7 protein-coding genes are annotated in these 7,952 nt (G+C 58.6%); 5 read left to right on the forward strand and 2 right to left on the reverse strand.

Annotated elements, in window-relative coordinates; all coding sequences use genetic code 11:
* On the reverse strand, positions 1–320 hold a 320-nt coding region (locus AB4043_RS06800), incomplete at its 3' end, for a hypothetical protein (RefSeq protein ID WP_442306730.1).
* 257 nt (positions 321–577) lie between these two features.
* Here AB4043_RS06800 and AB4043_RS06805 point away from each other — a divergent pair.
* A complete protein-coding gene (locus tag AB4043_RS06805) occupies positions 578–1,024 on the forward strand; it encodes a hypothetical protein (protein ID WP_442302976.1) in 447 nt (148 codons plus the stop codon).
* A 190-nt stretch (positions 1,025–1,214) separates the two neighbouring features.
* Here AB4043_RS06805 and AB4043_RS06810 read toward each other — a convergent pair whose 3' ends face one another.
* The gene (locus AB4043_RS06810) at positions 1,215–2,843 is read right to left on the reverse strand and encodes a M28 family peptidase (protein WP_442306731.1); all 1,629 of its coding nucleotides are present in this window, start codon (positions 2,841–2,843) and stop codon (positions 1,215–1,217) included.
* 393 nt (positions 2,844–3,236) lie between these two features.
* On the opposite strand from AB4043_RS06810, the gene AB4043_RS06815 reads away from it, so the two are divergent.
* The 4 genes from AB4043_RS06815 to AB4043_RS06830 all read left to right on the forward strand — a co-directional run.
* Positions 3,237–3,770, forward strand: coding sequence for a (2Fe-2S)-binding protein (locus AB4043_RS06815; RefSeq protein ID WP_442302978.1), 534 nt, complete (start codon positions 3,237–3,239; stop codon positions 3,768–3,770).
* Entirely contained in the window at positions 3,767–6,109 is a 2,343-nt protein-coding gene (locus tag AB4043_RS06820; protein WP_442302979.1) for a molybdopterin cofactor-binding domain-containing protein, read from the forward strand. The genes AB4043_RS06815 and AB4043_RS06820 overlap by 4 nt, the downstream gene beginning before the upstream one ends.
* A gap of 621 nt (positions 6,110–6,730) precedes the next feature.
* Positions 6,731–7,090, forward strand: coding sequence for an HNH endonuclease (locus tag AB4043_RS06825; protein ID WP_442302980.1), 360 nt, complete (start codon positions 6,731–6,733; stop codon positions 7,088–7,090).
* Between the two features lie 167 nt (positions 7,091–7,257).
* Positions 7,258–7,952, forward strand: a 695-nt coding sequence (locus AB4043_RS06830) for a hypothetical protein (RefSeq protein WP_442306732.1), incomplete at its 3' end; no start/stop codon positions are given.

Below are 7,952 nucleotides of genomic sequence, written 5' to 3' on the forward strand. Positions count from 1 at the left end.
ACCGGTATTGTGACCGGACCATGTGTCTGGGTCTTGAAGTCCATCTCCCAGGTGTTGTTGACGACGACGTGGCGGTCTGTCGAAGCGGTCACATCGAAGGATTTGAGTGAGGTATGAACAAGACCGGATGCTTCCAGGAGCTGGCGTCTCTTCGGCAATACCTTCGCGAAATCTTCAACCTTGACGATAACGTTACCAGACGGACCAGCCGCAACGAAGACATCGGCAAAGTGTGAGATTTCGGCCGGTGTGTCTTTGGAATTGCTGCTGGCCGCAAACTTCTGGAAGAACGATGCAACAGCGTCGTGTGAGATAGGCATGAGACCTCATAGTAAGTTCTGACGTGAAGTTACCTTTAGTATTATATCACACTTACTACTGTGGATTCAACCCTTGTGGCGTTCTGGCCGCGTCCAGTGGTTGAGAGGTATCCTGCGACAGGCTTGGGCCTGGCCCAAAACCAGGTAAGCGGAGATACCAAGCTGAAGCGCAACATGTAGGCGCATGTCTACCTTGGCAGGGTTCTACGAGCGATGTGGAATGCTGCAAAATGGTAATTACGCTGAGGACATTGACGATGGATGCACGTGAGTTTATTGAAGTCATACAACGCGACGCGATTGACTATCCGTACAAGCAAATACTGAAGCAGCTACTGCAGCCGAAACCGACCATCCCTATGGAGGCCTGGACCTCTGAGATCGACAAAAGCGTCGGCGTGTCCCTGCATGCTCGAGCAGAAATCGAAGAGCGTCGGGCGCGCTGGTTCCATGATCTCGACGACAATGGCCGCGAGTTGGTGAAAGAACTCCTGCGGGAGTGCGCCGAACTCTCGGCCGTTACGTTCCTTAATGTGTTGGACGGAATCGGATCGTACGAGGGCTCATTCAAGCTGGTTGCGATGGATGCGAAGGGGAACCGAACCGTGGTCAATCCGGAAAACGGGGAGATGCTCCATGATGTGTTCTATGACGTTATGGCCGAGTCGGAAAGAGCTGCCAGTGATGGTGATCTGCAGTCATAGTTAGGTGCCCCATCCATCTCAACGCGATGGGTATATTCGAGCGAAGCTCGAACCGGGTGGGAGCAGCGGGCTGAAGCCCGCTGCTCCCACCTGAGAAGGTGCAACCTTTTGGTGCTTAGAGCTAATACACCAAGTGCAATAACAAAAGGGTGAGGCTTTGGCCTCACCCTTTGCTTCTTTCTACGTCCGATTACTTCTTCAACGGCTCCGGTGTTGGGATGCGGGGCAGCATCTCGGCGCGGGTGGCTGCGTTGTAGGCAAACCAGGCTTCGACCAGGGAACCCTGCATCACATCGTCCTTCTGCACGCGGTCATAGAGATCCGCGTTGGAGTGATGGGTGCGGGTGCCGTACTCCAACGAGTCCTGCTGGAAGCCGATGCCGTTCAGTCCGATCCACGAGAAGCTGGTGGAGTCGGTGCCGCCGGGTTGCGCCGTGGGCCTGAACTCGGTACCGCCGGTCACAGCAACGATGTGCTGGTCCTTGATGGGCTCAATCCACGACCTGAAGATCGTCGCAAGCTGCGGATTGCCCAGCGCCGATACGGCACGGAAGCGGCCCGAACCTGAGTCGTCGTTGAAGTAGACATCCAGCTTGTCGTACTCCGGAGTCTTCTTCATGGTTTCGCGCTGTGCAAAGTGCTGCTGCACATAAGCGATGGAACCGTAGAGTCCCTCTTCCTCGCCGCCCCACAGGGCAACGCGAACCGTACGCGCCATGGGCTTGTGCATGGTTGCCAGAATGCGTACCGCCTCCAGGGCGACAGAGGAGCCGGTGCCGTTGTCGGTGGCGCCGGTGCCGCCCTGCCAGCTATCGAAGTGGCCGCCGAGCATGACCACTTCGTCGGCCTTGGTGGTACCCGGAATCTCGCCAACAACGTTGAAGGCCATCTGATCCGTCTTCTGGTAGTCGACCTGGATGTCGAAGGTCAACTTCGGCGTGGTTCCATGCTGCACCAGGCGAACAACGCGGTTGYACTGCTCAGGAGTAACGGCGACCATCGGAGGCGGAACCGGATCCTTGGGATCTTCGGATCCACCGTAGGTTGAGAAGACCGTGCCGCCGTCGCCGTTGTAGCCCGGCGTCAGCACCACGGCAGCGCCCTCTTCCTTGAGGAAGGCATTGACCTCGTTGCGAAGAGTGCGGCCCTTCGGTCCTGATAGTGCAAGGGAGGTCGGGGTGTAGTCCCACTCTCCTTCACCGGCGCGTCCGCGGCCGCCTCCACCGCGAGGGCCGGTCGGAGGAGTCTTGGTGCGCGCCTCGACCTCTTCATCGGTCGGGCTGGGCGCCGCTTCCGCAGTTGAGTGCAGCTYAAGCTGAGGCGGATCGAAGATCAGCACAACTTTACCCTTCAGCTTGCCTTTGTACTTGGCGAAGTCGTCCTTCGAATGGATGGGAGCCCATACGGCATCGGCGGTGATGGGGCCGTCGGTGCCCGGTGTCCATGCCAGCGGGAAGCCGGTCAGCGCGGCATAGGCGGGAGACTCCAGCGCACCGTAATACTTCTTGATCTGCCAGCCATAACCGAAGGGGCCCCATGCTTCCAGGTGGACGTTCTTCAGTCCCCACGCCTTCATCTGCTGCATGGCCCACTCGGCGGCTGCGCGATGATTGCGGCTGTTGTTGACGCGCGGACCATATACCTCAGAGATGTAGTACAGGTTTTCCATCACCTGCGAGTTCTGGAGGGCTTCGTGCTTGATCTGTGCCAGGACGTCGAGATCAACCTTGTCACCCGCCTGTTCCTGCGCGGCTGCGGGCGGAATAACCAGCAGCGCCGCGGCCAGGGCGGCAGCCTGCGTGATGCGATACAGATTCATGGAGCTTCTCGCTTTCGAAGAGAAATCTGATTAAGCGTTTTCCCTGTAGGTGTAGACCAGGGCATTCACATCTATGGGCGTTTTCCGCAATGAAAACGCCGCTGCACGCCCCTTCCGGGAAACCCAGGAACAGGGGAAATGCTTTGAGCGGACAAAAAGGAATCCGAGGGACAGAAGCTGGAGAAATCCCCTGCAAGACCAGCAACGCATGCCGTCGCGGGACGATTTTCAAATTGTTGTAATGGGACAAACCTATCGAATCTGCGTCTGAGACGCAACAAGGGGTTCTCACCCACAACCCAATCTGTGTTGGTTTGACAAGGGTTTTGATTAGTATCGCAATGTAGTTCTTATCGACGGCGGGTTTGGATACGACCTCAAGGAGCATCACCCATGGCAGATCAGCTCACCCTCAACGTCAACGGACAGGAGCATCCTGTCCACGCAACCGCTGAGACGCCCCTGCTCTACGTGCTGCGGAATGAGGTGCACTGTACCGGTCCGCGTTACGGTTGCGGTATGGCGCAGTGCGGCGCCTGCGCTGTTCTGGTTGATGGAGCAGAGGTTCGCTCCTGCATCACGCCTCTTGCCGCCACAACCGGCAAGAAGATCGTCACCATTGAGGGGCTTCCCGCGCTTTGGGCACAGAACAAAGGTGCAGCCGTGGAGGCAGAGACGCTTCACCCGGTGCAGCAGGCATGGATTGACGAACAGGTTCCGCAGTGCGGCTACTGTCAGAGCGGCATGATGATCGCGGCTGTCGAACTGCTTGCAACGAACCCCACGCCGAGCGTTGCCCAGATCAAAGACGCGTACACGAACAAGCCTCCATCACCCCATCTCTGCCGTTGCGGAACCTATGCCGCGATCATCCGCGCGGTGCAGCGAGCGTCGACGGTCATGACGTCGGATCGGAGACCGGCATGAAGATCATGCTTCCGGTTTCGAGCCCCGTTCCTTCTCAAGAGTTCCTGCCTCAGCTTACCCGTCGCGGTTTTCTCAAGACTGGTGGCGCGCTGGTCGTCTCCATGGCAACGCCGCGACTTACGGGGCAGACATCACAGACGGCACCGCCGCGTGGGATGCCGGCTACCTCCTGGCTTGAGCTGCACGATGACGGCAGCATCCTCGTACGTACCGGCCGCGCTGAGATCGGCACCGGAATGAGCGGTTTCTATCCGCAGATCATCGCCGACGAGCTCTGTGTCCGTCCCGAAACCATCTCTCTCATCATGGGCGATACCGACCGCACACCCGACGGTGGTTACTCCGCCGGCTTTCTTACCGGGGCAGAGAATCTCCGCAAAGTGGCCGCCTATACCTATCAGGCCCTGCTGCGCCTGGCGGCGGAGAAGCTGCATCTCCCCGCAGACCAGCTCACGGTCAGCGACGGTATCGTCTCCGGCGATGGACGAAAGATCAGCTACGCCGAGCTTGTTCGCAACCAGCAACTCGATCTCACCATACCTGTCTCCGGCGAAGCCGCACGCGTTGACCCAACCGCGTGGAACGGACTCTCCGGGCTGGACGGTATCGTCGTGCTGGGAAATCCGCCGATGCGGCCGTTGAGCGGATATAAGGTCGTAGGCACGTCATACCCGATGCCCAGCATCCCAGACAAGGTGACTGGACGCACGCAGTGGACGTGCGATGTCATGCTGCCGAATATGCTGCATGCCCGCGTCGTGCGTCCTCCGACGTTGGGATCAACGTTGATCGCTGCAGGCGCACTCGACAAGACGAAGTTCCCCAACGCACAGGTGGTCGTGAAGAAGAACCTGGTTGCGGTGGTCTCACCGAATGAGTGGGAAGCTATCAGCGCTTCTCGCGCCGTTGCCTCCGCGACCAAGTGGACAGAGTGGGCGGGGCTGCCTGGCAGTGACAAGCTCACTGGGTTTCTGCGCAGCTATCCGTGGAAGGCTCCCTCGGAAGGAAAGGGAAGTATTGAAGAGACGACAGCCGCGCTCAGCACTTCCGCAAAGCAGGTCTCCGCTGCCTACGAGCAGCCCTTTATCAAGCACGCGCCCATTGGACCCTTTGTAGCAGTGGCCGACGTTCGTGCGGATGGCTTTGCTACCGTCTGGTCTCACTCGGCCAATCTTCAGGGGTTGCGCGCGCAGATCGCCAATACGCTCTCCACCTCGATGGATAAGGTCGTCGTGCGTTGGTTCGACCATGCCGGACAGTTCGGCCGCACGACCTTCGGCGGAGACGGCGCCGAAGGTGACGCCGCGATCCTTTCGCAGATGCTGCACCGGCCGGTGCGCGTGCAGTGGATGTTGCAGGATGACTTCGCCTGGTCCGCCAGTTCTCCCGGCTGGGTGGAAGACATCGCTTGTGGTCTCGATGCGAACAACCGGATCACTGCTCTTAAAAGCTCGTTCTATTCGACGCAATCAAACGACGCACGCATCGTTGGAGCGATCCTTGCCGGCATGCCCACCAGCGATCCGAAACCGGGTTATTGGATTGCAACAGAGTGGCCCTATGATGGCATTCCGCATCGCCGGGAGGAGGTCTACGGCACGCCTAACCTTGGCAGCGATGCACCGAGCGGAGTCGGCATGCGCGGACTCATCATGCGCACTCCCGGACAGCGGCAGCAGAACTTTGCCCTCGAATCGCTTCTCAATGAAGCAGCCGCGGCGGCTGGTATGGATCCCATCGCGTTTCGCCTTGCGCACACCTCGGATCAACGTCTTACCGAACTGGTGCACGCGACGGCAAAGGCAGCAGAATGGCAGCCGCGGCCATCGCCGAATCCCAAGGCTCGCAGTGAAGATGGGAATCAACTGCATGGGCGCGGAATGTGCTTGATGATGCGTCAGAATGGCTACTGGGTCGGCATCGCAGAGATTATCGTCACGCCCGCTACAGGTGTGATTCAGGTGACACAGTTCACCATCGGGGCAGAACCGGGCAAGATCATCAATCCCCGCCAGCTTGAGCGCTGCATGCTCAGCGGCGTTGTGATGGGTATCAGCGAAGCTCTGAAGGAGGAGGTCACCTTCGATACCGGCAAGATCACCAGCACCAACTGGAGCAGCTACAAGATCCTGACCATGGCCGAGATGCCGGAGATCAAGATAGTGCAGATCTCCCGTGATGACAAAGGCTACGCCGGAGGCTCCGAGCCGGCGAATGCGGTGTGTCCGGCAGCGATTGCCGCTGCCTTCCACGACGCTACAGGGATTCATGCCAGGCGAATCCCGCTTACACCGGCTTATGTCTCCGGGCTGCTGAAAGCGGCGATAGCGACTTCGTAGGGATTTTATGTACGAAGTGAAGGCCATAGTTGAACTCTATGGATTGCGCGTACCTGGGTGGGAGCAGCGGGGACCCCGGCCAGTGCCGCTGGCTGGGCAAAGCGCCAAAGGCGCTCCGTCTTGCTTAAGGGGACGGCTTTAGCCGTCCCGTCTCGGCTCGAAAAGGAATGCGGCTTTAGCCGCTGAGGTACCGCATCTCCTGTGTGTGTCTGATGTTCTTAACCATAACTAACGACTTATATTTTGACCTCAGCGGCTAAAGCCGCGTGTTCTCTGCTCCCTGTTCGGCACGGCTAAAAGCCGTGCCCTTAAGCAAGACCAGATCGAGCTTCGCTCGATGCATCATCCCTTGCGAGTCGTGAATAACGCGGGCTCGCCGGTTTGACATAGACATCGATGTCATTCATGATTCCGGTACCTTTCTCTCGTATGGGCTCCGGTCCTGTTGGGCGAGAATAGCTATACGAGATGAGCACCGCACGCATCATGACCGGAGGTTGGGTAGACCGAAAATCGATCCCCAAGGGAGCGAACGGTCGCGGTCTATGCCGCTGGTGCAATTTAGAAGTTCCTCGAGGCCGATTCACGTTTTGTTCAGAGTTCTGCGTGCATGAATGGAAGTTGCGATCGCAGCCTGGTTATCTGCGTGAGCAGGTCTTTCTGAGAGACGTAGGTGTTTGTGCGGAGTGCTCCGTCGATACAACCGTTGCCGAGCGGACTCTCCGGTACTCGCGCGGAAATCGCCGGCAGGACCTGTTGCAGCACTGGGGGCTTCGCACCCGCTCTCGTAAGAGCCTTTGGGATGCTGACCATATTCTGCCGGTGAGCGAGGGCGGGGGCGAATGCGACCTCGACAATATCCGCACACTTTGCCTGCGCTGTCATCGGATCGCCACCGGGAAACTCCGCGAACGTCTGCGACAGGCGAAGATGGCCATTGACCGCCAGGGCGCTTCGAATATCGCGTCGTTAGCATTGTGAACGCTACTGCATGACCCGTGCTAGAGCATTTTCCCTGTTGGCGAGTAGCCCGAAAAGGGTGTGCAGAGCAGGGTTGCCGATATAAGACTCATCGGTCCTGGTAAATCTTTACATCACAGATCAATCTTTCCCGGTTGCCGCCGATATGCCGTTTAAGGGTTCCCGGGATGACGCGAAAATGTATCGTCGCTGCACTGTGCGCATGCCTTTTAGGCGTGTTGGCCACGATGGCGGCGGCGCAGCATTTTGCGTTTCGCACCTACGGTCTCTCGGAGGGGCTGAAGAGTTTAAGCGTCCGCTATATCGTGCAGGACGTTGAGGGATCTCTCATCATCTGCGCCGAGGGTGGCGTATACCGGTACGACGGCGCCGACTTCAAGCGAATTGTGTTCAACGCATCGGATGAGCAGTACGTTACCGGCGCGGCCCGCGACAACGAGGGCCGCGTCTGGTTCTCGACGTTGCGCTGGCTCTATGTGATGGATCACGGCGGCGTGCACGCCATTCCGGAGCCGCCGGGCGGCTTCGACTTCGATCTGCACACAACGCTGACCGCGCTGCCGAGCGAGCATGACCGGCTTTATTTCGTCAGCCGGCGAATGCTCTATGTTGCGGAGCAGCATGCTTCGACGTGGACGGTTGCTCCGGGATTTTCTCCTGAGCTTGTTCGTGAGCATCCTCAGTTGAAGGACATCACCTTTGTCGCCGGCCAGGACGATCGCCTCTGGGTAGGGTGCGGATTCGAGATCTGTTCTTTTTCAGCGGCGGCGGGATTGCATATCTACGGAACTGCGGAGAACCTGCCGCAGCAGCGCTGGCGCGTGGCATTTGCAGACAGCAAACATCGGTTGTGGGTCAGAAG

It is taken from the genome of Terriglobus sp. YAF25, from assembly GCF_052113305.1.
In the GTDB taxonomy this organism is placed as follows: Bacteria; Acidobacteriota; Terriglobia; order Terriglobales; family Acidobacteriaceae; genus Terriglobus.